This is a genomic window from Roseateles sp. P5_E8 (assembly GCF_054177665.1).
In genome coordinates this window covers 1-25126 of the sequence record NZ_JBGCUM010000048.1, presented here as the reverse complement: position 1 = coordinate 25126, position 25126 = coordinate 1, and the positions used below count along the sequence as shown (strand labels likewise).

The following is a 25126-nucleotide window of genomic DNA, read 5'->3' as shown; positions in this document are numbered from 1 at the left end:
ATATCGCCACCCTGAACTGCTACGCAGCGATCAAGGTACAACTGGCCATTGAGAACCTGCTACGGTCGGCTAGAAGCCTGATCAGCAAGAACCTTAAGCGCCATGCCAGCATCTCTACGTCTTGTGTGAGCATCCGCTGCGGAAACCCATCAGCGGATGCGTCACACAAGTAGATCAGACGGCCTAGAGGCTGACCTATAGCGACCGGAGATACTCCTAGTCAGTCAGCATGGAGCCTACTCTAGCGCAAAGCTAGATGACGTCCAATCGATCCCCCCGACATGCCTATTGCGCAGAAGCCTTTGAGGACGCTGTTCGATGCCACGTTTCATGGCAAGCGTGACTTTGCGGACTTTCTTCAACCCGTAACTCCGAGCGACGTAACCCGCTCGCACATACAGCAGGGCGACAGGCAGCGTGAACTTGTGAGCGCGAGCCAGCGTCTGCGTCACTACCACCGCTTTCTGAGGCTGTTCTTGGTGGACTTTCTTCCGGTCCACCAAGCGGTGTTCTCGTACCGAAAGGGCGTCAGCGCGCGCGATGCGGTGGCTCAGCATGCGCAAGGCCGCCATTTCTTCGTCACCGACATTAAGGCGTTCTTCTCCAGCCTCACGCGTGACCTCGTCCGCCGGACCATCATCAACGCGATGACGGAGATCCCAATCTCCGACTTGGCTGACTATCTGGAGCATGTGCTCGACCTGCTATGCGTCGACGGCGCGTTGCCCATGGGCTTCTCGACCTCGCCAGGTATCAGCAACGCAGCGCTGTACCCGTTCGACGTCGACTTCCAGGCACGCTGTCAGCAACTCGGCATCACCTACACGCGCTATGCCGATGACATCGTGCTGTCGGCAGGCGAGCGCGCGACCGTGGAGTCCGGCGAGTTGGCATTGCAGCAGTTGCTTGACGAGATGTTCGGCGCGACGTTGCGCTTGCACCCCGGCAAGTCGAAGTACCTGCAGGTGGGCAACAAGATCAAGCTGCTCGGCATGGTGCTGCTGCCCAACGGTGTCATTTCCGTAGACGCAACGGTCAGGCATGAGATCGAGACCATGCTGCACCTCTATCTGAAGGACAGACAGGAGTTCAACGTGCGCCAGGAGATCGGCCCGGCCAAGGCCGAGGCTCGGCTCGCGGGCATGTTGAATTACGTCAACACGGTGGATAAGGCTTATCTGGACAAGCTACGTCGCAAGTACGGCACTGCCGTGGTCGACCTGTTCTTGCACAGGTCCTTCGGTTAAGCACTCATGTTGTTCCAGGTCCAGCTCGAGAATGTCCGGCCGATCCACGCGTTGACATTCAGCGTGGACCTCGCCCGCAATGCGCCACTGTGCATCGTCGGACGGAACGGCGCCGGCAAAACGACGCTGGCGAAGGCCATCATGAACTTCGCCTTGGCTGACACATTCAGTCGGACGACGTCCGAAGGTGCACTGCGCGACAACAGCGTCGTCCACTACACCATCGGCAACAGCTCTTTCGCATTCACGTTCGACCCGGCCGTAGGCACGTTGAGCACGCGGCAGCCTGTGCCGGAGTCGCTGCGGCAGTTGATCTCCGTCGAGCTGCCGATTCCCCATGGGCAGCGATTCAGCTACTTCCGTACGCTCGCCGAGGCGGATGGTGACATCCGTACCAAGATCACCCTCGAACAGGAGAGCCGACCACAGGATCTGATCGATTTCCTCACGCGAATCTACAGTCACTCGCGTTTCGAAGACTTGCGAGAGGTGAGCTTCTCCCGGGGCGTCTGCAGCTTCTATCGCACTGATGCTGGCCGATATGTTCGCGAGGACTACTTCAGCTCGGGCGAGTTCTTCCTCGTGAACCTGTACCGGCGCCTGCAGTCCGGCACCAAGCTCATCTTCATCGACGAGATCGACATATCGTTGGACGCGGCGGCGCAGGCTCGCCTAGTTCAGGAACTGCGCACGCTGTGCACTAGGTTCTCGGTCAACGTGGTGTTCACCAGCCACTCGCTCGCACTGATGCAAACCCTGCGGGCCGGTGAGCTGCGATATCTGGAACCCATCGGTGATCGGTCACTGCTAGAAGAACGGTCGTTCTCGTTCGTCAAGAGCGTCATGTTCGGCTTCCAAGGATATGACCGCTACATCCTGGTTGAGGACGATGCTGCCAAGCAAGTCGTCGAGCACTTTATCGAAACGCACTGCACGCATGCCTTCTATCGACATCTCATCATCGAAGTGGGTKGAGCTGGCCAAGTCATTAGCCTCCTGCGGCGCAACCGAGCGCAAGGTTTTCTCGGGCCGGCGGACGCTGTCATTGCAATCTTGGACGGAGATCAGGCCGGAACCGGTCACGCCAACGAGCCCGACACCCATTGCATGCCGGTGTCGTCGCTTGAGCGTGCCTTTGAGGCCGCATACAACCAACCCACATTCACGCAGAGGCTGCCGCCGAACGTTGAAGCAAACCTTCCGCAGGAGGGGCGTCACAAAGCCCTCTACAGCAAATATCGGCGCTATGCGATTCAATCAGACAGACGCATCGTCGAACTGGCCTGCGAGTCCCAGGCTGCAGACATCCAAGCCTTCTCAGAACAGGTTCTCGTCCCTTTTCTGACTTTCCAGCCTGGCAGGGGGCAACCGGCCCAAGCGGCCGCCGAGTGAACCTAGATAGTCACCCGAGCTGGTCAGGGGCCATAGCGCTCGCCTGGTCATCGGCACGGGTAGGCGTAGGCCGCGCTCACCGTTGCACCCTTCGGCTTGCGGCCTGCCTCACCGAGCAGGAGCGAGCTTGCTCGGGGCGGTCCGGCGCGGCGTCCAAGCGCCGTCGCCAGCAGCCAACGCGTCAAGTCACCGGCGCCGGATTGAACAGCACCAGGCTGTTATGCAGCTTCCAATGCTCGGCCCAGGTCTTCTTCCGTCCGCTGGCGACGTCGAGCAGCAGGCGGAACATCTCCCAGCCGGTCTCTTCAATCGTCGCCTCGCCGTCGGCGATGCGGCCGGCGTTGATGTCCATCAGGTCGTGCCAGCGGCGGGCCAGGTCCGTGCGCGTGGCGACCTTGACGACCGGGCATTCGGCCAGGCCGTAGGGGGTGCCGCGGCCGGTGGTGAAGATGTGCAGGTTCATGCCGGCGGCCAGCTGCAGCGTGCCGCAGATGAAGTCGCTGGCCGGCGTGGCGGCGTAGACGAGGCCGCGCTGGTCTTGCCGCAGCTTCTCGCCCGGCGACAGCACATGCGAGATGGCCGAGCTGCCGCTCTTGATGATGGAGCCCATGGCCTTTTCGGCGATGTTGCTCAGGCCACCGGCCTTGTTGCCGGGCGTGGTGTTGGCCGAGCGGTCGACGCGGCCACGGTCCAGGTAGCGGTCGTACCAGCCGAGTTCGCGAATGATGGCGTCGGCGACCTCGGGCGTGGCCGCGCGGCTGGTGAGCTGCTCGACGGCGTCCCGCACCTCGGTGTTCTCGCTGAACATGATGGTGGCGCCGGCGCGCACCAGCAGGTCGGCGCAGTAGCCCACGGCCGGGTTGGCCGTTACGCCGGAGAAGGCGTCGCTGCCGCCGCACTGCACGCCGACGACCAGCTCACTGGCCGGCACGGTCTCGCGCTTGCGGGCGTTCAGGCGCTCGAGGTGCGGCCTGGCGCTGTTGAGGATGTCGTCCAGCATGGACATGAAGCCCACGTGCGCGTCGTCCTGCAGGCAGATGGTCTCGGGGCCGCTGGCCGGGTCGCGTTCATCGGTGATGGGGAACGAACCTGGCGGCAGCAGGCGCGCCGGCTGCAGCTTCTCGCAGCCCAGGCTCACCACCATCACCTCGCCGCCGAAGTTGGGGTTCAGCGAGATGTTCTTCAGCGTGCGGATGGGAATGATGGCGTCCGGCGCGTCGATGGCCACGCCACAGCCATAGCTGTGCTCCAGGCCGATGACGTCGTCGACGTTGGGGTAGCGCGGCAGCAGCTCGGCCTTGATGCGCGCCACGGCTTGGGCGACGACGCCGGCCACGCACTGCACGGTGGTCGTGATGGCGAGGATGTTGCGCGTGCCGACCGAGCCGTCCTTGTTGCGGTAACCCTCGAAGGTGTAGCCCGCCAGCGGCTCGGCCACCGGCGGCTTGACGGTGGCGATGGGCAGGCCCTCCAGCGCACGGGCGGCAGGCATCTGCAACAGGCGCTCATGCACCCAACTGCCGGCCGGGATGGGCTTGAGCGCGTAGCCGATGGGCACCGCGTAGCGCAGCACCACCTCGCCCTGGGCGATGTCGCGCAGAGCAACCTTATGGCCTTGCGGCACCTTGTCCCGCAACGCCAGGCCCGCGCCGGGGATGCCGTCCGGCAGCACGGTGCCTTCGGCCAGGCCGCCGTCGTTGGCGACGATGGCGACGTTGTCGGCCTCGCTCATGCGGAGGGTCAGCGGCGGACGGGGGGAAACAGCAGTCATGGCGGGCTGAGGCGGAGCTACAGTTGATGTCGTACGTCGTCTAGTTGTCGTACAACTTACGTCACTTTAGACGCCGCGACCGTTTCAAAACTCCGGGAAAACCCGCGAATGCACGCCCCCATCACCCGCCGCCGGCCGCGCACGCTGGCCCTTGAACTGGTCGATTCGCTAGGCGACCGCATCCGCGCCGGCCAGTTGCAGACGGGCGACAAGCTGCCGACCGAGGCGGCCATCATGGGTGAGTTCGAGGTCAGCCGCACCGTCGTTCGCGAGGCCATCTCCAAGCTGCAGGCGGCCGGCCTGGTCGAGACGCGGCACGGCATCGGCACCTTCGTGCTGGGTGCCGGCGACGCGCCCTCCTTCAAGATCACGCCGGAGCAGTTCAGCACGCTGCAGGACGTCATCGCCGTGCTGGAGTTGCGCATCGGCCTGGAGACCGAGGCCGCCGGCCTGGCCGCCCAGCGGCGCACGCCGGACAACCTCGTTGCGTTGCGCAAGGCGCTGGACGCCGTCATCGCCGCCGTCGAGTCAGGCCAGGATTCGGTCGCCGCCGACTTCCAGTTCCACCTCGAGATTGCCCGCGCGACGCAGAACGGCCACTTCGCCGAGCTGATGGCCACACTGGGCAGCCAGATCATCCCGCGCGCCCGGCTGGAGCCGGCGGTGGACATGAGCGCCGAGCGCCAGGCCTATATGCGCCGCGTGAACGCCGAGCACGAGAGCATCCTGGACGCGATCTCCAGCCAGGACGCAGAATCGGCCCGCGCGGCGATGCGCACCCATCTGTCGAACAGCCGCGAACGCCGCCGCAGAGCCCAGGCCGAATCCACCTGAGATCGGCAAAGCAGGCCGATTGCGGGTTATCCCTAGGATTTATGGATTTGAATGTAGTTGTACGATGACCTACAACTTGTTCATTCCCACACCGACGGAGACCCGCCCATGTCGCCCCAAGAACTCAAAGCCGTCCTCGAAGCCGGCCTGCTGTCCTTCCCGCTGACCGACTTCGACGCGCAGCTCAATTTCGCGCCCAAGCCCTATGCCGACCGGCTGGAGTGGCTGCAACCCTACGGCGCCTCGGCGCTGTTCGCGGCGGGCGGCACGGGTGAGTTCTTCTCGCTGGAGCCGGGCGAGTACAGCGACATCATCAAGGTGGCTCTCGACACCTGCCGCGGCCGCACGCCCATCCTGGCCGGCGCCGGTGGTGGCACCCGCGTCGCCATCCAGTACGCGCAGGAGGCCGAGCGCCTGGGCGCACAGGGCGTGCTGCTGCTGCCGCACTACCTGACCGAAGCCAGCCAGGAAGGCCTGATCGCCCACGTCGAGGCCGTCTGCAAGAGCGTCAAGTTCGGCGTCGTCGTCTACAACCGCGGCGCCTGCAAGCTGACGCCCGCCTCGCTGCTGGTGCTGGCCGACCGCTGCCCCAACCTGATCGGCTTCAAGGACGGCCTGGGCGACATCGAGAAGTTCGTCTCCATCCGCCAGACCCTGGGCGACCGCTTCGCCTACCTGGGCGGCCTGCCCACGGCCGAGCTGTTCGCCGGTGCCTACAAGGCCATGGGCTGCCCGGTCTACTCGTCGGCCGTCTTCAACTTCATCCCCAAGACGGCGATGGAGTTCTACAACGCCCACGCGGCCAATGACACCGCCACCTGCGACCGCCTGATCCGCGACTTCTTCATCCCCTACGTGGCCCTGCGCAACAAGGGCGAGGGCTATGCCGTGTCCATCGTGAAGGCCGGCGCCACGCTCATCGGCCACACGGCCGGCCCGGTGCGCCCGCCGCTGTCGGACATGCTGCCGGCAGAGGTCGACCAGCTCAGCGCGCTGATCTCCAAGCTCGGCCCGCAATAAACCGCCCCCAGAACATCTCCAGGAGAAAAGACATGAAGCGACTGCTGAACTCCGTGCTGCTGAGCCTCGGCGCCCTCACCCTGGCCGGCTCCGCGCTGGCCCAGGCCTGGCCCGCCAAGCCCGTCACGCTGCTCGTGCCCTTCCCGCCGGGCGGCTCCACCGACGCCATCGCGCGCATGCTGAGCGTCAAGCTGCAGCAGAGCCTGGGCGGCAGCTTCGTCGTCGACAACCGCGGTGGTGCGGGCGGCACCATCGGCACCGTGGCTGTCAAGCGCGCGGCGCCGGATGGCTACACCGTCCTCGTCACGTCCCTGGGCCCGCTGGTCATCGGCCCGCACCTGATGAAGAACATCGGCTACGACCCGACCAAGGACCTGGACTTCATCAGCGTCGCCGTGCAGGCGCCCAACGTGCTGGTCGTGCCGGCTGCGTCGCCGCACAAGACCATGGCCGACGTGCTGGCCTTCATGAAGGCCAACCCCGACAAGATGAGCTTCGGCACCTCGGGCAACGGCAGCAGCGACCACATCACGGCCGAGCTGTTCTGGCAGCAGACGGGCACGAGCGGCCTGCACATTCCCTACAAGGGCGGTGGCCCGGTCATGACCGACCTGCTGGGCAACCAGGTGGACTCCAGCTTCATGAACATCAACACCGCGCTGCCGCAGATCAAGGCTGGCAAGCTGCGCGCTTTAGGCATCACGAGCGCCAAGCGCTCGCCGGTGCAGCCCGATGTGCCGACGCTGGACGAACTGGGCATCAAGGGCGTGCAGGTCTATTCGTGGCAGGCCGTGGCGGCCCCCAAGGGCGTGCCGGCGGACATCAAGGCCAAGCTGCAAGGCGCCATCGTCGCCGCGCTGAATGCGCCGGACGTGAAGCCGAAGCTGCTGGAGCAGGGCTTCGAAATCGTCGCCAACACGCCCGAGCAGTTCACCGCCTTCCAGGCCGCCGAGTTCGAGCGCTGGAAGAAGGTGATTACGGACCGCAAGATCACCGCAGATTGATTGAGCCCACCCCCGAGGCGCTCACGCGCCTCCCCCTCAAGGGGGCGCACCCGATGGCCTGGCAAAGCGCTCGCGCTTCGGTGAAGGCTCATATCGCGCAGCGATGTGATGCCGGAGCCAAAGCCAGTTCCATGGGTGCCACTTGGTGGGGCACTACATCTTTGAAGTACTGACATGACCTCGACCCCCGTCATCACAGAGCTGCGTGTCATCCCCGTCGCCGGGCGCGACAGCATGCTGCTCAACCTCAGCGGCGCACATGCGCCCTTCTTCACCCGCAACATCCTGATCCTGACCGACAGCGCCGGCCACACCGGAGTGGGCGAAGTGCCCGGTGGCGAGAAGATCCGCCAGACGCTGGAAGACGCGCGCCAGCTGGTCGTCGGCCAGCCCATCGGTGGCCACCAGAAGGTGCTGCAACAGGTCAGCCAAAGCTTCGCCGACCGCGACGCCGGTGGCCGCGGTCTGCAGACCTTCGACCTGCGCACCACCATCCACGCCGCCACGGCCATCGAATCGGCCTTCCTGGACCTGCTGGGCCAGCACCTCGGCGTGCCGGTCGCGGCGCTGCTCGGCGAAGGCCAGCAGCGCGACGCGGTCGAGATGCTGGGCTACCTGTTCTATGTCGGCGACCGCAAGAAAACCGACCTGCCCTACCACTCGGAGCCCGACGCCGACAACGCCTGGAGCCGCCTGCGCCACGAGACGGCGCTGACGCCCGAGGCCGTCGTCAAGCTCGCCGAAGCGGCGCGCGAGCGCTACGGCTTCAACGACTTCAAGCTCAAGGGCGGCGTGCTGCGCGGCGACGAGGAGGTCGAGGCCATCCGCGCGCTGCACGAGCGCTTCCCCGACGCGCGTGTGACGCTGGACCCCAACGGTGGCTGGCTGCTGAAGGACGCGATCCGCCTGATGCGCGACATGAAGGACGTGCTCGCCTACGCCGAGGACCCCTGCGGTGCCGAGGACGGTTTCTCGGGCCGCGAGGTCATGGCCGAGTTCCGCCGCGCCACCGGCCTGCTCACGGCCACCAATATGGTCGCCACCGACTGGCGCCAGTTGAGCCACGCGCTGTCACTGCAGAGCGTGGACATCCCGCTGGCCGACCCGCACTTCTGGACCATGGCCGGCTCCGTTCGCGTGGCCCAGACCTGCCGCGACTGGGGCCTGACCTGGGGCTCGCACTCCAACAACCATTTCGACATCTCGCTGGCCATGTTCACCCACGTCGGCGCCGCCGCGCCCGGCAAGGTCACGGCCATAGACACTCACTGGATCTGGCAGGACGGCCAGCGCCTGACCAAGGAGCCGCTGCAGATCGTCGGCGGCCACGTCAAGGTGCCGGCCAAGCCGGGCCTGGGCGTCGAGCTCGACATGGTCGAGGTCGAGAAGGCGAATGCGCTCTACAAGCAACATGGTCTTGGCGCCCGCGACGATGCGATCGCGATGCAATACCTGATCCCGAACTGGACCTTCAACCCCAAGCGGCCCGCACTGGACCGTTGAACTGAAAGCAGTACCGATGTTCAAGAACCTCATTGGCGGTGAATGGCTGGACGGCGCCGCCGTCTCGCGCAACATCAACCCTTCCGATACGCGCGACCTGATCGGCGAATACGCGCAGGCCGATGCCGCACAGGCCGACCTGGCCATCGCCGCCGCCACGGCCGCCTTCCCGTCGTGGAGCTTGTCCACCCCGCAGCAGCGCTTCGACATCCTCGACGCCGTCGGCACCGAGATCCTGGCCCGCCGCGCCGAGCTGGGCGACCTGCTGGCCCGCGAGGAAGGCAAGACGCTGCCCGAGGCGATTGGCGAAGTCGCCCGCGCCGGCAACATCTTCAAGTTCTTTGCCGGCGAGGCGCTGCGTCCCGGTGGCGAAAGCCTGCCCTCCGTGCGCCCCGGCGTCGGCGTGGAAGTGACGCGCGAAGCCATCGGCGTCGTCGGCCTCATCACGCCGTGGAACTTCCCCATCGCCATCCCGGCGTGGAAGATCGCGCCGGCMCTGGCCTGGGGCAACTGCGTCGTCTTCAAGCCGGCCGACCTGGTGCCCGGCTCGGCCTGGGCGCTGGCCGAGATCCTGTCGCGCTCGGGCCTGCCGGCCGGCGTGTTCAACCTCGTCATGGGCCGCGGCTCGGTGGTCGGCGAGAAGCTGCTGAACGACCCGCGCGTGGCGGCCATCAGCTTCACCGGCTCGGTCGGCACCGGCCAGAAGGTCGCGGCCGCCGCCGTGGCGCGCCTGGCCAAGTTCCAGTTGGAGATGGGCGGCAAGAACCCGATGATCGTGCTGGACGACGCCGACCTTGGCGTGGCCGTGAACGCGGCCGTCAACAGCGGCTTCTTCTCGACCGGCCAGCGCTGCACGGCCTCGTCGCGGCTGATCGTCACCGAGGGCATCCATGACCGCTTCATCGCTGCGATGGTCGAGAAGATGAAGGCGCTGAAGGTGGACGACGCCCGCAAGGCCGGCACCGACATCGGCCCGGTGGTGGACGCCGGCCAGCTCGGCCAGGACACCGACTACATCGGCATCGCCAAGAGCGAGGGCGGCAAGCTGGCGCAAGGTGGCGACCGCGTCGAGCGCAACGCCGACGGCGCGCCGGGCTTCTACCTGACGCCGGCGCTGATCACCGACACGACGCCCGACATGCGCATCAACCGCGAAGAGGTCTTCGGCCCGGTGGTGAGCGTGCTGCGCGCCCGCGACTACGAGCATGCGCTGGCGCTGAGCAACGACACGCCCTTCGGCCTGGCCGCCGGCATCGCGACGACGTCGCTGAAGTACGCCACGCACTTCAAGCGCCACTCGCAGGCCGGCATGGTCATGGTCAACCTGCCGACGGCGGGCGTGGACTATCACGTGCCTTTCGGCGGCCGCAAGGGGTCAAGCTACGGCCCGCGCGAACAAGGCCGCCACGCGGCCGAGTTCTATACGACGGTCAAGACTGCCTACACCCAGGCTTGATCAACGGCCCGCCGCCCAGGCGTCGTAGGCGGCGAGCGTCTTCACCGGCCAGTTGCCCCACCAGGCATAGCCGCGGCGGCGCTCGGCGCTGATGTCGTGCACGTCGTCGTGCAGGGTCTTGTCACGGTCGCCGAACACGGGCTTGAGCGAGGTCGCGTCGTAATAGCGTGACCACAGCGGCCCGGCACCGGGCTGCGTGATCAGCCGCTTGCCCTGCACCGCGTCCACCATCACCCAGGCGCGGTCTTGCACGGCCAGTTGCTTCAGCATCGCCACGCCCCCCTTCACGGCCTCGACGACGGCCGGGGACGGATTCGGCAGGCTCATCAGGTAGGCCAGCGCGCGGGCGCTCTCGCCGCTGCTCAGCGCGGGCGGCTCGTAGTTGCGCGCCGAGGCCGGCGCCAGCGTCAGCGCGTCATGCTGCTGGGCCCACAGCGTGGGCTTGCCGGCGATGCGGATCTGCATCCTCAGCAGCAACTGCACGGCCCGCGCCTCGGCCGCAGCGGCCGCCGTGCGCAGCGAGGCCGGCAGCGCACCCAGGCCGGCCTCGCCGCGCGCGACGGCACCCATCAGCTCGGCCACGTCAATGAGCGAGTTGTCGTTGAGCGTGATGCCGTCGTGATAGCCGCCCTGCAGCGGCCACACCTGCGGCCAGCCGCCGTTGGGGAACTGGGCGGCCAGCAGATAGCTCACGCCACGCTGGGCGCCCTGGCGGAAGGCCTCGCCGGCTTCACCGGGCCGCGCCGCCGCCGCCAGCGCCAGGAAACGGATCTCCGTCACCGTCGCATCGTTGTCGATGGTGCCGACATAGCTCCACTGCGCGTCCTCGGCCTTGTCGAAGTCGCCGGCCACCGCCGGCCTGGCCGGGCTGTTGTCGGCCACGAAGGACTGGCCGGGCTGGCGCGGTGCCACGTTGCGCGGCTGGTTCTTGCCCCAGCCGCCGGCTGGCGTCTGGTAGCTCAGGATGTTGCGGGCCACGAGCAGGGCCGCGTCGCCGGCGTACCAGTCGGCCGGCTTGTCCAGCGGCATGGTGGCCGCACCGTTGCCGGTGGCAGGCGCTGCAGGCCAGGCCGTCAGTGCCTTGCGCTCGGCGGCCAGCGCGGCGCGGTCGGCGGCGCGCCGGGCGTCGGAACGGGCCAGGTAGTCGACCCAGGCCGCGCGCTCGGCCGCCGGCAGGGCCGCGACGCGCTCGGCCGTCAGCGGCTGGGCGGGCGGGATGGTGCCGATCTGCGCCGCATGGAGGGTCGGCACAAACAGCGACGACGAGAGGGCGAGGGCAAGCGCGGCAACACGGTGGACAACGGGCATGACGGGCAGCGAAGTTGGGGGTGGCGGCAATCTACAGGCTTGAGGCCGCCGCCGCGGCGCTAATCTCCCGCCGCTCACACAGTTGATCGACACATGATTCATTGCGCGCGTTTCACCCGGCTGATCACGCTGGCCGCCCTGCTGACGCTGGCCGGCTGTGCCACCCCGCCACTGCCGCCCGCACCCGCAGCCACGCCGGTCGGCCTGCAGCAGGCCTGGGTGCAAGCCGTCGCCGGCCCCGGTTGGGCGGTGCGCGCACTGACCGACCAGGCCTGCCCGACGCTGCGCTGGGCCGGCGGCGGCGGCGCCATGCAGGAGCGCAGCACCCCGGGCGACGAGCCCCCACCGCCCGGCAACAGCCAGCCCGAGAACAAGCCGACGAGCTTCACGCTGCGCGCCTGTGAGGCACCCTGGCCGGCGGGTGCCGCCAGCGTGCAGGTGGGCGCCATCACACTGCGCGCGCCCGCCGCCGAGTTGCACCGCATCGTCGTCATCGGCGACACCGGCTGCCGCCTGAAGGCCTCGGACCGCGACTTCCAGCCCTGCAACGACCCGGCCGGTTGGCCCTTCCCGAGCGTGCTGGCCCGCGCGCTGGCGCTCAAGCCCGATCTGGTCATCCACGTCGGCGACTACCACTACCGCGAAAGCCCCTGCCCCGCGGGCATGGCCGCCTGCGCCGACAGCCCCTGGGGCTATGGCGACGACACCTGGCAGGCTGATTTCTTCCAGCCGGCCCAAGCGCTGCTGGCAGCGGCGCCCTGGGTGTTCGTGCGCGGCAACCACGAGGCCTGCTCGCGCGCCGGCCAGGGTTGGCTGCGCTACCTGGACGCTGAGACCGGCATGGCGCGTGCCTGTGCGCCGGCCGGGCCGGGCGTGAACGACGGCGACTTCACGGCGCCCTTCGCCGTGCCGCTGTCGTCGCGCAGCCAGCTCATCGTCTTCGACTCCGCCGAGGTCGGCAGCCGGACGCCACCCGTGGGCTCACCCGCCTGGGCGCGCTGGCGCGAACAGCTGGACCGCGTCGCCGAGCTGGCCGGCAACCGCGCCCAGAGCCTGTTCCTGAGCCACCACCCCAGCCTGGCCTTCAGCCCCAGCGCCAGCGGCCAGCCGGGCCAGGCCCGCTCCGGCCTGACGGCGCTGCTGCAGGACTCGTTCGGCGCTCGCCTGTTGCCGCCCGGCGTGCAGGCTTCGATCCACGGCCACCTGCACATCCACCAGGTGCTGGGCTTCTCGACCAACCAGCCGGCCAGCCTCGTCATCGGCAACGGCGGCTCGGCGGCGTCCGGTCGCATCGCCTCTGCCGCCGCGCTGGCGGCCGAGCCTTTGCCCGGCGCCCGGCTCGAAACCTTCCAGAGCCACACCGACTTCGGCCTCACGCTGCTGACTGCCACGCCGCAAGGCTGGCTGCTGCAGGCGTTCAACACGCTGGGCCAGCCGCTGGCCACCTGCTCGCTCGCCGGCCAGAAGCTGCGCTGCTGAGGTGAAAGTGAGCCCCTCGCCCGGCCTGGCGCCGCTGGACGCGGGCCAGCCCTGTCGGTCCCCCGCGGGGACGGCGATGCCCACCGGCTCGACCGGCAGGCACATCGCCCAACGGGCCGGCTTGGGGGCGGGCCCGGTGCTCGGCCCGCAAGTTGCACGCGCTGCGGCGCCGCGAATGCGCAATGAGCGATTGATATGCAGGGCGCCCACCATGACTTTCGGCGGCGTTTTCCGCCTCGGTCACGAGATCAGGCACGAGACGTAACGCCCGCGTAATTCATCACTCCGGCCCTCGATTTGAAGGGTTTCTGGCGGGTAAATCGACCTTCGCCTACACACCCCGCCGCTACACTGGCCGCACCTGTCAAGCTGTTTTTGCAGGACTACGTTGATAGAGGACTCTGCCTGATGAGCTCCAAGTTGAAAGTCGCCGGTTGGGTTGCCCTCGGTGCCGTCGCAGGTGCATTGACCACGATGCAGCTGCAAGCCAATGCGCGCAGCAGCCTCTCCCCGCTGCCGCTGGACGAGATGCAGCAGCTCGCTGCCGTCTTCGGCCTGGTCAAGGCGGAGTACGTCGAGCAGGTCGACGAGAAGAAACTCATCAACGACGCCATCGGCGGCATGGTGGCCGGACTTGACCCCCACTCCCAGTTCTTCGACAAGAAGACCTTCAAGGAATTCCGTGAAGGCACGTCCGGCAAGTTCATCGGTGTCGGCATCGAGATCGGCATGGAAGACGGCCTGGTCAAGATCGTCTCCCCCATCGAAGGCTCGCCCGCCTTCCGCGCCGGCCTGAAGAGCGGCGACCTGATCAGCCGCATCGACGACACCGCTGTGCGCGGCCTGTCCATCGACCAGGCCGTCAAGAAGATGCGCGGCGAACCGTCCACCAAGGTCAGTCTCACCATCTACCGCAAGCTCGAGAACCGCAGCTTCCCCGTGACGATCACTCGCGAGGAGATCAAGGTCCAGAGCGTGCGCGCCAAGGTCATCGAGCCCGGCTATGCCTGGCTGCGCGTCAGCCAGTTCCAGGACCGCACGGTCGACGACTTCGCCAAGAAGCTCGAAGAGATCTACAAGCAGGAGCCCCACCTGAAGGGCCTGGTGCTGGACCTGCGCAACGACCCGGGCGGCCTGCTCGACGGCGCCGTGGCCGTCTCCGCCGCCTTCCTGCCCAAGGACGTCGAGGTCGTGTCGACCAACGGCCAGATTGCCGAGTCCAAGGCCAGCTACAAGGCCAGCCCCGAAGACTACCGCCGCCGCGGCGGTGACGACCCGCTCAAGCGCCTGCCCGCCGCGTTGAAGAACGTGCCGCTGGTGGTGCTGGTGAACGAAGGCTCGGCCAGTGCCAGCGAGATCGTCGCCGGCGCCTTGCAGGACCACCACCGCGCCGTCGTCATGGGCGCGCAGACTTTCGGCAAGGGCTCGGTGCAGACCGTGCGTCAGCTCGGTCCGGAAACGGCGATCAAGATCACCACGGCGCGCTACTACACGCCGAGCGGCCGCTCCATCCAGGCCAAGGGCATCGTCCCCGACGTTGCGCTGGACGAAACCGCCGAAGGCAACGTCTTCGCCGCGCTGCGCACCCGCGAGGCCGACCTCGAGAAGCACCTGAACAACGGCCCCGAGGAAGACAACGAAGCCCGCCAGAAGGCCCGCGAAGAAGCGCGCGCCAAGCTGGAAGCCGAGTACGCCAAGCGCGCCGAGCCGCCCAAGCCGCTGCCCGAGTTCGGTTCGGCCGAAGACTTCCCGCTGGTCCAGGCGCTCAACAAGCTCAAGGGTCAGCCGGTGATTGCCTCCAAGGCGCCGCTGGAGCGCAAGGCGGAAGCCAAGACCGAGTAACGGTAGCCGCCGGCTCCCAGCCAACGGGCCCTTCGGGGCCCGTTTTCATTGCCCCGGCCACTCAGCCGGCGGGCGTCAGGTGCGTCAGCACACAGCGCCACTGGCCCTGGGCCAGGCGATAGACATCGGTGATCCATTCATCGGCGCTGATGGGCGCGCCCCTGAAGCTGCCGGTGTTGCTGCCCCGCCCGGTGACGACCGCCACGTCGCCATAGACCTCGGCGCGCACCACCTGTTTGGTCATCGAGTCGTGCGCCAGCATGCCGCTGGCGATGGCATGGAGGATGGCTTCACGCTTGATCGGGCCCTTCTCCGGCGTGACGAGGGTCCAGTCGTCCGAGATGCATTGCGCGATGCGCTGCACGTCGTTGCTGACCATGGCTTCGTTGAAGCGGTCCTCGATGGCCTGGAAGGCCTTCAGCACGTCGTCGCTCACGATGGGCTCCCGGCGGTCATCGCATCCCAGCGCCGCTGCATCTCCTCGGCGCTGACGTCCTCCACCTTGCTGGCGACGAACCAGCTGTAGCCGAACGGGTCGGCGATCAGGCCGCTGCGATGGCCGTGGAACTCCAGCTTGACGGCGCGCAGCACGCTGGCGCCATGCCGCACGGCGTTGGCGACGAAGGCGTCGGCATCGGCCACGTCAAGATGGAATTTGACGGGCGACCCGCCGAGCGTCTCAGGCCCGACGGCGCCGAAATCCGGATACTCGTCGGCGATGAAGACCCGCGTGGCGCCGAACAGCAGCTCGGCATGGCCGATGCGGCCGTCGGACGGGTCGACCAGCTTGAAGTCCAGCGTGGCGCCCAAGGCCTGGACGTAGAAATCGATGGCCGCCTGGGCGCCACGTACCGCGAGGTAGGGCGACAGGCTGGCGGGTGACTGACCGACTGCGGGCATGATGAATCTCCGTTGCTGCTGAATTAGATTACGATACGTCACGTAATGAGTCAAGCCACCGATCCAGCCACCCCGCGCCGCCCCGGCCGCCCGCCCAGCGAGGAAGCGCGCCGCCTGGCGCTGGCGACCGCTTACCGCATCCTCATCGAGGAGGGCCTGGGCCGGCTGACGATAGAGCGGGTGGCGGCCGAGTCGGGCGTCAGCAAGCCGACGATCTACCGCACCTGGACCAATGCCCAGGACCTGGCCATGGCAGCGTTCATGGCGAACCCGCCTTCGGACGAGCCGGTCCTGCGGGCGAACTCCGTGCGGGCCGCGCTGCGGGCGCATCTGAGGGATGTGATCGGCACCTTCGCCACCGCGCGCGGGCGCCAGATCACGTTGACCATGGCCTCCGCCGACCCCGACAGCGAACTGGCCAAGGCCTTTCGCAATCAGGTGATCCTGAAGAGCCGGGAGGCCGGCCGCCAGCTGATCGAGCGGGCCATGGCCGACGGCGAGATCCGGGCCGACATCGACATCGACGTGGCGCTCGACATGATCTACGGGCCGCTGTTCTTCCGTCTGCTGGCGGGCCACCGGCCGCTGTCGCTGCAACTGGCAGAGCAGTTGGTCGAGACGCTCTTCAACGGCGTGAGGCCCTAGCCCCGCCGCGCAAGCGCCAACGCGCCCAGCGCCGCCACGGCGCCCAGCATAGGCACCGCGCGCCAGCCGAAGCTCGCCAGCAACATCGACCCCAGCGCCGCACCGCTCGCCATGCCGACGAACATCACGCTCACCAGCACCGCATTCAAGCGGCTGCGCGCGCCCGCATCCAGCCCGTAGACCACGCTCTGGTGCGACACCAGCGCCGCCTGCACGCCCAGGTCGAAGACGACGGCCACACCCACCAGCAGCCACAGCGATGCCGGCGCCACGGCCTGCACGGCAAAGGCGACGAACACCAGCAGCGCGCCCACGCGGATGACCGCCTGCGGCCCGCGCCGGTCCGCCAGCCCGCCGGCCAGCGGCGCGATCAAGGCCCCGGCCGCACCCGCCAGGCCAAACGCACCGGCCACCGCGCTGCCCTGGCCAAACTCCGGCCCGGCGAGCACCAGCGCCAACGTCGACCAGAACGCGCTGAACGCGACCGACAACAACCCCTGCGCCAGCGCCGCGCGCCGCAGCGGCGGATGCTTCATCCACAGCGCGGCCATCGACGCGAGCAGCGAGCCATAGCCCGCCTGCGTCGCCGGCACGAAGCGCGGCAGGCTGCGCCACAGCAGCGGCACCAGCAAGGCCACGACAACGGCCGCGACCGCGTAGACGGCCCGCCAGCCCGCCACCGCCGCCAGCGAGCCGGCCGCCACGCGCGACAGCAGGATGCCCAGCAGCAGCCCGGTCATGACCTGGCCCACGCGCCGGMCGCGCTCGGCCTCGGGCGCCAGCGTGGCCACTGCGGGCACGATGTCCTGGGCCAGCGTCGCCATCAGGCCGATGACGACGCTGGCCACGCAAAGCGCCGCAAACCCCGGCGCCAGGGCCGCACAGGCCAGCGCCGCCACCAGCGCCGCGGCCTTGATGACGATGATGCGGCGGCGGTCGTAGCGGTCGCCCAACGGCGACAGCAGCAGGATGGCCGCGGCATAGCCCAGTTGCGTCAACGTGGGCAGCAGGCCTATTGCCGCGCTGCCGACGCCGAACTGCACGGACAGCAGGCCCAGCAGTGGCTGCACGTAGTAAATGGACGCGACGGCCAGGCCTGTCGCGGTGGCAAGCAGCAGCGTCAGCGCGGGGCCGAGCGGGGTGATGGTGGGCATGGACTTCATCGGCGCCAGTGTCGTGGCGCGGCCCAAGACCTTGCCGGGGACAGGTTGAGTATCCTGACGCCATGACCGATGACGACCTGCTGCGCTACGCCCGCCACCTGATGCTCGACGAGATCGGCATCGAGGGCCAGCAGCGCCTGCTCAACGCCAGCGCCCTCGTCATCGGTGCGGGCGGCCTTGGCTCGCCGGTGGCGCTTTACCTCGCCTCGGCCGGCGTTGGCCGCATCACCCTCGTCGACCACGACACCGTGTCGCTGACCAACCTGCAGCGCCAGATCGCCCACGACATGGCCAGCCTGCACCGGCCCAAGGTCTTGTCCGCCGCCGAGCGCATGGTGGCGCTGAACCCCGGCGTGACCGTGCGCGCCCTGCCCGAGAAGGCCGATGCCGAGTTGCTGGACCTCGAAGTGCCCGAGGCCGACGTCGTCATCGACTGCACCGACAACTTCGCCACCCGTCACCTCGTCAACGCCGCCTGCGTACGACACGGCAAGCCGCTGGTCTCGGGCGCGGCCATCGCCTTCGACGGCCAGATCAGCGTCTATGACAGTCGGTCACGCACACAGCCCTGCTACGCCTGCCTGTTCCCGCCCGAGTCCGGCTTCGAGGACGTGGCCTGCTCGACCATGGGCGTGTTCGCGCCGCTGGTGGGCATCGTCGGCAGCATGCAGGCGGCCGAGGCGCTCAAGCTGCTGGCCGGCATCGGCGAGTCGCTCGCCGGGCGGCTGCTGATGCTGGACGGCCGGCGCATGCAGTGGAGCGAGATTGCCATGCAGCGCGACCCCGAATGCTCGGTTTGCAGTGGATGAAATCCCGCGACCACCTCGCTTTGCGCCACAAAATCCAGCGTTGACCTGCCCACAATTTCCCCGCCTATGAAGCCCACAGAAGTCCCGACGCGCAACTTCCCGACTGCCAAGGAAGAAGTCCGCACGCTGCAACCCCATCCCGACTACGACGGCCCGGGCAGCGCCTATGAACTGGCCTTCAAGGACGAGAGCTTCCTGCTGCGCCAGGACATGCGCGCCGTGCGCATGCAGCTGGAGCTGATGAAGCCCGAGCTGATGCTCAACGAGCAAGGCGTCAAGTCCACCATCGTCATCTTCGGCAGCGCGCGCATCCTGTCGGCCGACGCGGCGCAGGACCTGATGACGGCGGCCGAGGCCAGCGGCGACGAGACCGCCCTGCGCATCGCGCGCAGCAAGCTGGCCATGAGCCACTACTACGAGGAGGCGCGACGCTTCGCCCAAATCGCGACGGCCGCCTGCGCCGAGCGCGGCCGGCCGGTCGTCATCGCCACCGGCGGCGGCCCCGGCATCATGGAAGCCGGCAACCGCGGCGCCTATGAGGCGGGCGGCAAGAGCGTCGGCCTGAACATCGTGTTGCAGCACGAGCAGTACCCCAACCCCTACATCACGCCGGAGCTGTGCTTTCGCTTCCACTACTTCGGCCTGCGCAAGATGCATTTCCTGATGCGCGCCGTGGCCCTGGTGTGCTTCCCCGGCGGCTTCGGCACGCTGGACGAACTCTTCGAGACGCTGACGCTGATCCAGACCCGCAAGAGCCGCCGCCGCCCCATCCTGCTGTTCGGCCGCGAGTTCTGGACCAAGCTGCTCAACATCGAGCTGCTGATCGAGACCGGCATGATCAACGCGGGCGACGAACAGCTCTTCCACTACGTCGAGACGGCCGAGGAAGCCTGGGCCGTGCTCGAAGCCGAACCCGAACTTTCAAGCATCAACGCACCCTGACGCCATGACCAAACTGCGCAACGTCTCCCTCATCGGCGCGCCCACCGACATCGGCGCCGGCGCGCGCGGCGCCAGCATGGGCCCCGAGGCCATGCGCGTGGCCGGCCTGGCCGAGGCGCTGCGCGCTCGCGGTGTCGACGTCATCGATCGCGGCAACCTCGTCGGCCCGGCCAACCCCTGGCTGCCGCCGACAGAAGGCTACCGCCACCTCGACGAGGTCGTGGCCTGGAACCAGGCCGTGCATGACGCCGTCTACAACGAACTCAAGACCGGCCGCATGCCCATCCTGCTGGGCGGCGACCACTGCCTGGGCCTGGGCTCCATCGCCGCCGTGGCCCACCACTGCCGCGACACCGGCAAGAAGCTGCGCGTGCTGTGGCTGGACGCGCACGCCGACTTCAACACCAGCGAGCTGACCCCCAGCGGCAACATCCACGGCATGCCCGTGGCCTGCCTGTGCGGCTTCGGCCCCAAGGAGCTGATTGAGATTGGCGGCCATGTGCCCGCCATCAGCCCCAAGTGGATCCGCCAGATCGGCATCCGCAGCGTCGACGAGGGCGAGCGCGCCTTCGTGCACAAGCACGACCTCGAAGTCTTCGACATGCGCTTCATCGACGAAGTGGGCATGCGCCACACCATGGAGCTGGCGCTGGCCACGCTGGACGACAACACCCACCTGCACGTCAGCTTCGACGTCGACTTCCTCGACCCCGTCATGGCACCCGGCGTGGGCACCACGGTCGGCGGCGGCCCGACCTACCGCGAGGCCCACCTCTGCATGGAGATGATTGCCGACACCGGCCGCATGGCGTCCATGGACCTGATGGAGCTGAACCCGGCGCTGGAYGAGMRSAACCGCACGGCGGTGRTYGCGGTGGACCTSATCGAAAGCCTGTTYGGCAAAAGCACSTTGATGAGGAAGTGAGTTTGCCCTGCTGCGTAGACGGCAAGAGCACTTTGATGAGGAAATGAGCTCGCCCTAGCCCGCCGAACTGCCCTCATAGCGCCGCGGCAGCAGGATGCGGAACGTGGTGCCGACACCCATCTCGGACTGCAGCTCGGTGGTCGCGTCGAGCAGGTCGCACAGCCGTTTGACGATGGACAGGCCGATGCCTTCGCCGGGTTGCTGCTGGACGGGCCGCGGGTCGTCCTGCGAAGGGTGCGCCTCGGCCAGGTCCACATTGACATGCGTGACCGCGCCGCTGGCGTGGTCGGCGGCGATCTGCTTGGCCTGGTCGGTCGCCTCTTCGAGCGCGCCTGCCAGCTGCGAGCCCGGCCCGGCGTGGAAGCCGGGCCCGGTGTCGCTGACCTCGAAGAACCAGCGCTCCCGGTCGCCCGACGCGCAGTTGCCGCAACTGACCGTGACGCCGCCTTGGCGCGTGTACTTGATCGCGTTGATGATGAGGTTCTGGGCAATGCGCCGGGTCTTGACCGCGTCCCCCTCCACGGGCAGGGCCGCAGTGCCATTGAACTTCAGGTAGAGGCCGCGCTCCTGCGCATGCGGCTGCAGGTCTTCGCACAGCGTGACCAGCACCGCAGCCGCGTCGATGGGCGCCAGCTTGCGGTGCTCGAAGCCGCCCTGCAAACGGGCCAGGCTGGTCACGTCGTTGAGCAGATGGCTGAGCGAGCCGACATTGCGGTCGAGCAGGCGCAGGAAGCGGTCGCGCATCGGCTCGGACGCCTTGGGCGAGGCGAGGCCCGCCGTGACGGTGGCGACGACGCCGAGGCCRCCGCGCAGGTCATGCGCCGCCTGCTGCCACAGGTGGGCGCGCTCCTGCTCGAGCTCGCGCAGGGACTGCAGGGCCTGCTCCAGGTCGCGGATGTGGCTGCTGGCCTCCATCTGCTGCAGCTGGAAGTACTGCGACACGCTGGCGCTGATGGCGTCGCCGCACTGCTGGGCCCAGATCCGGCGCGCCTGCGCCATCGCTGCGGGCTCGGGCGCGGGCTGGCCGGCGGCATAGGCCTCCAGTTCCACCACGACGCATTCGTTCAGCCGGCCGAGCTCCCGCGTCACCTCGCCCAGGTCGAAGCCCTGCTGCCAGCGGTGCAGGCCATGGGCCGCAGCGTCGCCCTGGTGGGGTTCGACGTCGCCGTCGCCCGCAGCGAGCGCGCCGCCGGTGAGCCTGCGCTCGAAGTCGACCAACAGCGCGGGAATGTGGTCGTGAAGCTGGGCTCGTGGCAGCGCTGCGCCACTCGTCAGCGTGGGGTCGGACGTTACCGCCGTGCGCCACGCCTGCAAGATGGCGCCGCGCCGGCGCTTCAAATAGGCACCCAATGCCGCGTGTTCCAGGGTGTGCATCGATGCATCCTCTGTTTGCCCGAAGCGGGCAAGAGCCGCCATTCTGGGTGAAGGCGCGTCAGGCGCTGGCAATCCACCCTTCCAGCGGGTCCACGCCGGCCGGCCAGCCCCAGCCCCGCCGCTGCGCTGCCCAGGCCGCCTGCAGCATCGCCAGCACCGCATCCAGGCTGTCGCCGCTGGCATCCGCCACCAGCTCGTCGCGCTGTGCATGGCTGAGCTTGAGGCGCAGGCCCAGCCTGGAGCGCCCCTGCTCCAGCGCCTCGACGATGTCCTTGCGCGCGATCAGCCGCTCGGGCGTCTGCATGGGCTTGCTGTCGCTCTTGTACGAGCGCCGGGCGATCAGCTCGCGCGCCAGCAGGCCGGGATAGGCCTCCAGCGCGACCCGGCTTTCGTCGCCGGCCAGCAAGCCGGGCAGGTGCACGCCCGCCGCGATCAGGCGCGGCACGCCGGCATGCAGCATCCAGGCCACCGGCGGGTTGACCCATTTCATGCTGGGGCTGGCGCCGGCCGGCCCATCGCAGGCGCGGTGGGCAAACTTGGCGCCCGCCGGCCGCGCGTCGCAGAAGGCGGCAAAGCGGTCGCGGATGTCGGCGCGGCTCAGGCCGGCGTAGTGCGCCATCAGCGCGGCGTAGTCGGTCGGCCAGCCCAGGTGCTCGACCAGCTCGCGCGGCAGGCCGAAAGGCAGGTCCAGGCCGGCCACCCAGGGCCCGGGCCGGGCCAGCCAGGTGGAGAAGGCGTCCAGGCTGGCTAGCGCTGTCAGCCGCTCCAGGCGCATGACGGCGCCGTGGCGGCGGCCCTCCGCGACCCGTATCGGCTTGGCTGCCCGGGGCGCACTCGTGAAGTCGACCCCGAAAACGCTGTTGTCGTGCATGGCCGGCATTCTGGGGCTGGGCAGAATGGCCGGCCCCCATGTCAGACCTGCTCGATCTCCCCAGCCTCCCCGCCGACGATGCCGGCTTTGACGCTGCGGCATTCGACGCCGCCTTCGCCTCGCAGCGCCAGCTCGCGGCGGCCGGCGCCTACCAGGCCTCTAACGACGTGCTGGAACTGCTGCTGCAGGCCTGCCCGCCCACGGACCTGCGCCGGCGTGGCGACGCCCTGGCCCTGCTGGCTCACCAATACCCGCGCACCGGCCGGCTGACGGCCAGCGCCCGCTGCGCCACCGAGGCCCTGGCCCTGGCCGAGCGCCTGGGCGACGACCTGATGCTGGCCGACGCGCTGACAGCGCAGGCCTATGTCTACGGCCAGCTGCTGATGGGCCGCGAGGCGCTGCAGTCCGGCATGCGGGCCCTGGGCGCGGCGCGGCGTGTGGGTGATGCCGTGCGCGAGGCCTGGGCGCTGTGCCGCGTCGGCATCGGCTACTCGGCCCTGGACAACCAGGCCCAGGCCTGCACCTCCGTCGAGCAGGGGCTGGAGATCGCCACCGGCGCCGGCTCAGCCGAGGTGCGCTTCTCCTGCCTCAACAACCTCGCCTACTTCTGGCTGCGCCGCGTCGAGGAGGCCAAGAGCGGGGGCGACACCGCCGCACTGGCCGAGGCGCTGGCCCAGGCCCGCCTCACGGCCGAGCGAGCGACGGAGCTGGCGCGCGACTCGGGCAGCCCCTTCCAGGTCGCCGTGGCCGTGTCCAACCTCGTCAACGCGCTGCTGGCCGGCGGCCTGCTGGACGAAGCCCTGCCCCTGCTCAACGAGTTTGGCCACCTCGCCCATGACCACGGCTACCGCACGCTGGCCATCGAGGCCGACGCGCAACGCGCCGTCTTCATGCGCCTGAAGGGCGAGCCGCTGCAGGCCGCGCGCGTCATGGAGGCACTGCTGAAAGCCGCCAGCGCGCCGCCGCCCAAGCTGCGCCGGCTGCTGGTGCGCTCGCTGTACGAGACCCACAAGGCCTGCGGCCAGTACCGCGAGGCGCTGGCCTGGCTGGAAGAACTCGTCGGCCTGGACCGCCAGATCAGCCGCGACAACCTCGTGCTGCAGACCGAGGTCATCCTCATCCGCGACCAGGTCGAGCAGGCCCAGGCCCGCGCCGACAGTGCCACCGCCGACGCCCGCCGCGAGCGCGCCCGCGCGACTCATCTCGAAACCGAGCAGCAGCGCCTGCGCGAACACGCCAACGCGCTGGACCGCGCCGCCCACGAGGACGTGCTGACCGGCCTGCACAACCGGCGGCACGCCGAGTTCGCGCTGCCGCTGCTGGTGGAAGGCGCGCGCATGGCCGGCCAGGTCATCAGCGTCGCCTCGCTGGACATGGACCACTTCAAGCGCATCAACGACACCCACGGCCATGCGGTGGGCGACGCAGTGCTGCAGCAGCTCGCGCAGCTGCTGCGCCACCGCCTGCGCAGCGCCGACCTGCTCGCCCGCATCGGCGGCGAGGAGTTCCTGGCCGTGCTGGTGGGCATYGCGCCGCAGCAGGCCGCGGAGATCTGCGAGCGCCTGCGCCTGGCCGTGGCAGAGCACGACTGGGCCGCCACCGCGCAGGGGCTGATGGTGCGCATCAGCGTCGGCATTGCCGGCGGCATGCCGCCGCTGCAGGCCGACCAGTTGCTCAAGCGGGCAGACCAGGCGCTGTATGCGGCCAAGCACGGCGGGCGCAATCGGGTGCATGTGGACTGAGCCTAGTTCGGCATCACCCATTCCGGTTGGGTGATGCCGTATGCCTCTTCTGCACAGGCAAGCGCTTCTTCCACGGTTTCATGCCACGAGTCCGCGGCATAACGTCCATCCAAGGACTGGTAGACAAGCAAGAAGTTCTTGTTTCCGTCGTCAGTGATCTCAAACCGAAACTCAATCTCAAGTGCATTGTCATCATCGAGGTCGGCCGGCGACCAGCCGCTGTTAGGGTGACCGAGGACGCGGACGACCCGGCGCGCGATGGTTGCGTAGGACTTCACGTGCTGTGCTCTAGCGTTTGAATTCAGCCGACCTTGGTCGGCCGCAATGAAAGGTTGGACGTCATTCGCTCAGCTCAGTTCATTTCACAGTGCGGCGAAGGATTTGATTGAGCAACGGAAGGTGCATCTCAGTGATATTGGGATTGCGCCTGAATTCTTCGATTTGCCGCAGCTCCGCCAAATATCTATTCTAGAAGGAGTCCCACTTCTTGACCTTTCGAGGAGCAGGCACGTGGAGCTTCCAATGAACTCGAATACTCTCTTTCCGGCAAAGCGGGCAATGGAAGTTCGGCACATTCCGATCTTTGCGCTGCAACTTCCGGCATTGCAGGCAGGCAAACGTACGGTTGCTCATGACGTTCAACGTTCGAGGCAAGGGGCTTTTCGCAAGAAATCCCCTTGACCGAGTGGTTAGGCCGCATTGCTGCGGGGACATCGAACATGAGGCATGGTCTTGGACTCTGCCCGGAGGTAGGCAGGCTTGCCCGCAAACTGCGGCGGCTCTGGGCTTACTTCAACTTGGTATTCAAGCATTCGGTCTAAAATGCAATTAGAGCATTCTCGTACGGCGAGCACACGAAGCTTTGTACCTGGTTTTAGAACCACCAAGAAGGTCATTTC

22 protein-coding genes are annotated in these 25126 nt (G+C 68.0%); 14 read left to right on the top strand and 8 right to left on the bottom strand.

The window, feature by feature from the left end; all coding sequences use genetic code 11:
- The first annotated feature begins 281 nt into the window (after positions 1 to 281).
- Together ACXRVZ_RS21760 and ACXRVZ_RS21755 are read left to right on the top strand one after the other, a co-directional pair.
- Entirely contained in the window at positions 282 to 1247 is a 966-nt protein-coding gene (locus ACXRVZ_RS21760; RefSeq protein WP_457425752.1) for a reverse transcriptase family protein, read from the top strand.
- Between the two features lie 6 nt (positions 1248 to 1253).
- Complete coding sequence (locus ACXRVZ_RS21755) at positions 1254 to 2639, top strand: AAA family ATPase (RefSeq protein WP_458232814.1); 1386 nt, start codon at positions 1254 to 1256, stop codon at positions 2637 to 2639.
- A 181-nt stretch (positions 2640 to 2820) separates the two neighbouring features.
- Here ACXRVZ_RS21755 and garD read toward each other — a convergent pair whose 3' ends face one another.
- Positions 2821 to 4410, bottom strand: a complete 1590-nt coding sequence (garD, locus tag ACXRVZ_RS21750; protein ID WP_457425748.1) for a galactarate dehydratase — start codon at positions 4408 to 4410, stop codon at positions 2821 to 2823.
- A 108-nt stretch (positions 4411 to 4518) separates the two neighbouring features.
- Here garD and ACXRVZ_RS21745 point away from each other — a divergent pair, with 108 nt between their 5' ends.
- The 5 genes from ACXRVZ_RS21745 (at position 4519) to ACXRVZ_RS21725 (ending at position 10227) form a co-directional block, all read left to right on the top strand.
- Positions 4519 to 5244, top strand: coding sequence for a FadR/GntR family transcriptional regulator (locus ACXRVZ_RS21745; protein WP_457425746.1), 726 nt, complete (start codon positions 4519 to 4521; stop codon positions 5242 to 5244).
- A 108-nt stretch (positions 5245 to 5352) separates the two neighbouring features.
- Positions 5353 to 6264, top strand: coding sequence for a 5-dehydro-4-deoxyglucarate dehydratase (kdgD, locus tag ACXRVZ_RS21740; protein ID WP_458232813.1), 912 nt, complete (start codon positions 5353 to 5355; stop codon positions 6262 to 6264).
- A gap of 32 nt (positions 6265 to 6296) precedes the next feature.
- Positions 6297 to 7268 carry a Bug family tripartite tricarboxylate transporter substrate binding protein gene (locus ACXRVZ_RS21735; RefSeq protein WP_457425742.1) on the top strand — a complete coding sequence of 324 codons (972 nt, stop codon included), beginning with the start codon at positions 6297 to 6299 and terminating at the stop codon, positions 7266 to 7268.
- A gap of 174 nt (positions 7269 to 7442) precedes the next feature.
- Complete coding sequence (gudD, locus tag ACXRVZ_RS21730; RefSeq protein WP_458232812.1) at positions 7443 to 8771, top strand: glucarate dehydratase; 1329 nt, start codon at positions 7443 to 7445, stop codon at positions 8769 to 8771.
- Positions 8772 to 8787: 16 nt separating this feature from the next.
- Complete coding sequence (locus ACXRVZ_RS21725; protein ID WP_457425738.1) at positions 8788 to 10227, top strand: aldehyde dehydrogenase family protein; 1440 nt, start codon at positions 8788 to 8790, stop codon at positions 10225 to 10227.
- On the opposite strand, the gene pelA is transcribed toward ACXRVZ_RS21725, so the two are convergent.
- Positions 10228 to 11535, bottom strand: coding sequence for a pectate lyase (gene pelA, locus ACXRVZ_RS21720; RefSeq protein WP_457425736.1), 1308 nt, complete (start codon positions 11533 to 11535; stop codon positions 10228 to 10230).
- 93 nt (positions 11536 to 11628) lie between these two features.
- On the opposite strand from pelA, the gene ACXRVZ_RS21715 reads away from it, so the two are divergent.
- On the top strand, positions 11629 to 13014 hold the full coding sequence (locus tag ACXRVZ_RS21715) for a metallophosphoesterase (RefSeq protein WP_457425734.1): 1386 nt from the start codon (positions 11629 to 11631) through the stop codon (positions 13012 to 13014).
- Between the two features lie 408 nt (positions 13015 to 13422).
- Positions 13423 to 14856 (top strand): S41 family peptidase, encoded by a 1434-nt coding sequence (locus ACXRVZ_RS21710; protein ID WP_457425732.1) that lies wholly within the window; start codon positions 13423 to 13425, stop codon positions 14854 to 14856.
- Between the two features lie 61 nt (positions 14857 to 14917).
- On the opposite strand, the gene ACXRVZ_RS21705 is transcribed toward ACXRVZ_RS21710, so the two are convergent.
- Together ACXRVZ_RS21705 and ACXRVZ_RS21700 are read right to left on the bottom strand one after the other, a co-directional pair.
- Positions 14918 to 15292, bottom strand: a complete 375-nt coding sequence (locus ACXRVZ_RS21705; protein ID WP_457425730.1) for a nuclear transport factor 2 family protein — start codon at positions 15290 to 15292, stop codon at positions 14918 to 14920.
- Positions 15289 to 15756 carry a VOC family protein gene (locus ACXRVZ_RS21700; protein ID WP_457425728.1) on the bottom strand — a complete coding sequence of 156 codons (468 nt, stop codon included), beginning with the start codon at positions 15754 to 15756 and terminating at the stop codon, positions 15289 to 15291. Before ACXRVZ_RS21700 ends, ACXRVZ_RS21705 begins: the two co-directional genes overlap by 4 nt.
- A gap of 45 nt (positions 15757 to 15801) precedes the next feature.
- On the opposite strand from ACXRVZ_RS21700, the gene ACXRVZ_RS21695 reads away from it, so the two are divergent.
- A complete protein-coding gene (locus ACXRVZ_RS21695; RefSeq protein WP_457425726.1) occupies positions 15802 to 16401 on the top strand; it encodes a TetR/AcrR family transcriptional regulator in 600 nt (199 codons plus the stop codon).
- Here the strand turns inward: ACXRVZ_RS21695 and ACXRVZ_RS21690 are convergent.
- Entirely contained in the window at positions 16398 to 17555 is a 1158-nt protein-coding gene (locus ACXRVZ_RS21690; protein ID WP_458232811.1) for an MFS transporter, read from the bottom strand. The genes ACXRVZ_RS21695 and ACXRVZ_RS21690 overlap by 4 nt on opposite strands.
- A 71-nt stretch (positions 17556 to 17626) precedes the next feature.
- Between ACXRVZ_RS21690 and ACXRVZ_RS21685 the strand changes: the two genes are divergently transcribed.
- From ACXRVZ_RS21685 to rocF, 3 genes are all read left to right on the top strand, one after another.
- A complete protein-coding gene (locus ACXRVZ_RS21685; RefSeq protein WP_457425722.1) occupies positions 17627 to 18373 on the top strand; it encodes a HesA/MoeB/ThiF family protein in 747 nt (248 codons plus the stop codon).
- 66 nt (positions 18374 to 18439) lie between these two features.
- Entirely contained in the window at positions 18440 to 19315 is an 876-nt protein-coding gene (locus ACXRVZ_RS21680) for an LOG family protein (protein ID WP_457425720.1), read from the top strand.
- A gap of 4 nt (positions 19316 to 19319) precedes the next feature.
- On the top strand, positions 19320 to 20240 hold the full coding sequence (rocF, locus tag ACXRVZ_RS21675) for an arginase (protein ID WP_458232810.1): 921 nt from the start codon (positions 19320 to 19322) through the stop codon (positions 20238 to 20240).
- 54 nt (positions 20241 to 20294) lie between these two features.
- Here rocF and ACXRVZ_RS21670 read toward each other — a convergent pair whose 3' ends face one another.
- Both ACXRVZ_RS21670 and ACXRVZ_RS21665 read right to left on the bottom strand, forming a co-directional pair.
- The gene (locus ACXRVZ_RS21670; protein ID WP_457425716.1) at positions 20295 to 21614 is read right to left on the bottom strand and encodes an ATP-binding protein; all 1320 of its coding nucleotides are present in this window, start codon (positions 21612 to 21614) and stop codon (positions 20295 to 20297) included.
- Between the two features lie 58 nt (positions 21615 to 21672).
- Positions 21673 to 22485, bottom strand: coding sequence for a DUF429 domain-containing protein (locus ACXRVZ_RS21665; protein WP_457425714.1), 813 nt, complete (start codon positions 22483 to 22485; stop codon positions 21673 to 21675).
- A gap of 38 nt (positions 22486 to 22523) precedes the next feature.
- On the opposite strand from ACXRVZ_RS21665, the gene ACXRVZ_RS21660 reads away from it, so the two are divergent.
- Entirely contained in the window at positions 22524 to 24227 is a 1704-nt protein-coding gene (locus ACXRVZ_RS21660) for a diguanylate cyclase (protein WP_457425712.1), read from the top strand.
- Positions 24228 to 24229: 2 nt separating this feature from the next.
- Here ACXRVZ_RS21660 and ACXRVZ_RS21655 read toward each other — a convergent pair whose 3' ends face one another.
- Positions 24230 to 24505 (bottom strand): hypothetical protein, encoded by a 276-nt coding sequence (locus ACXRVZ_RS21655; protein WP_457425710.1) that lies wholly within the window; start codon positions 24503 to 24505, stop codon positions 24230 to 24232.
- Between the last annotated feature and the right edge of the window lie 621 nt (positions 24506 to 25126).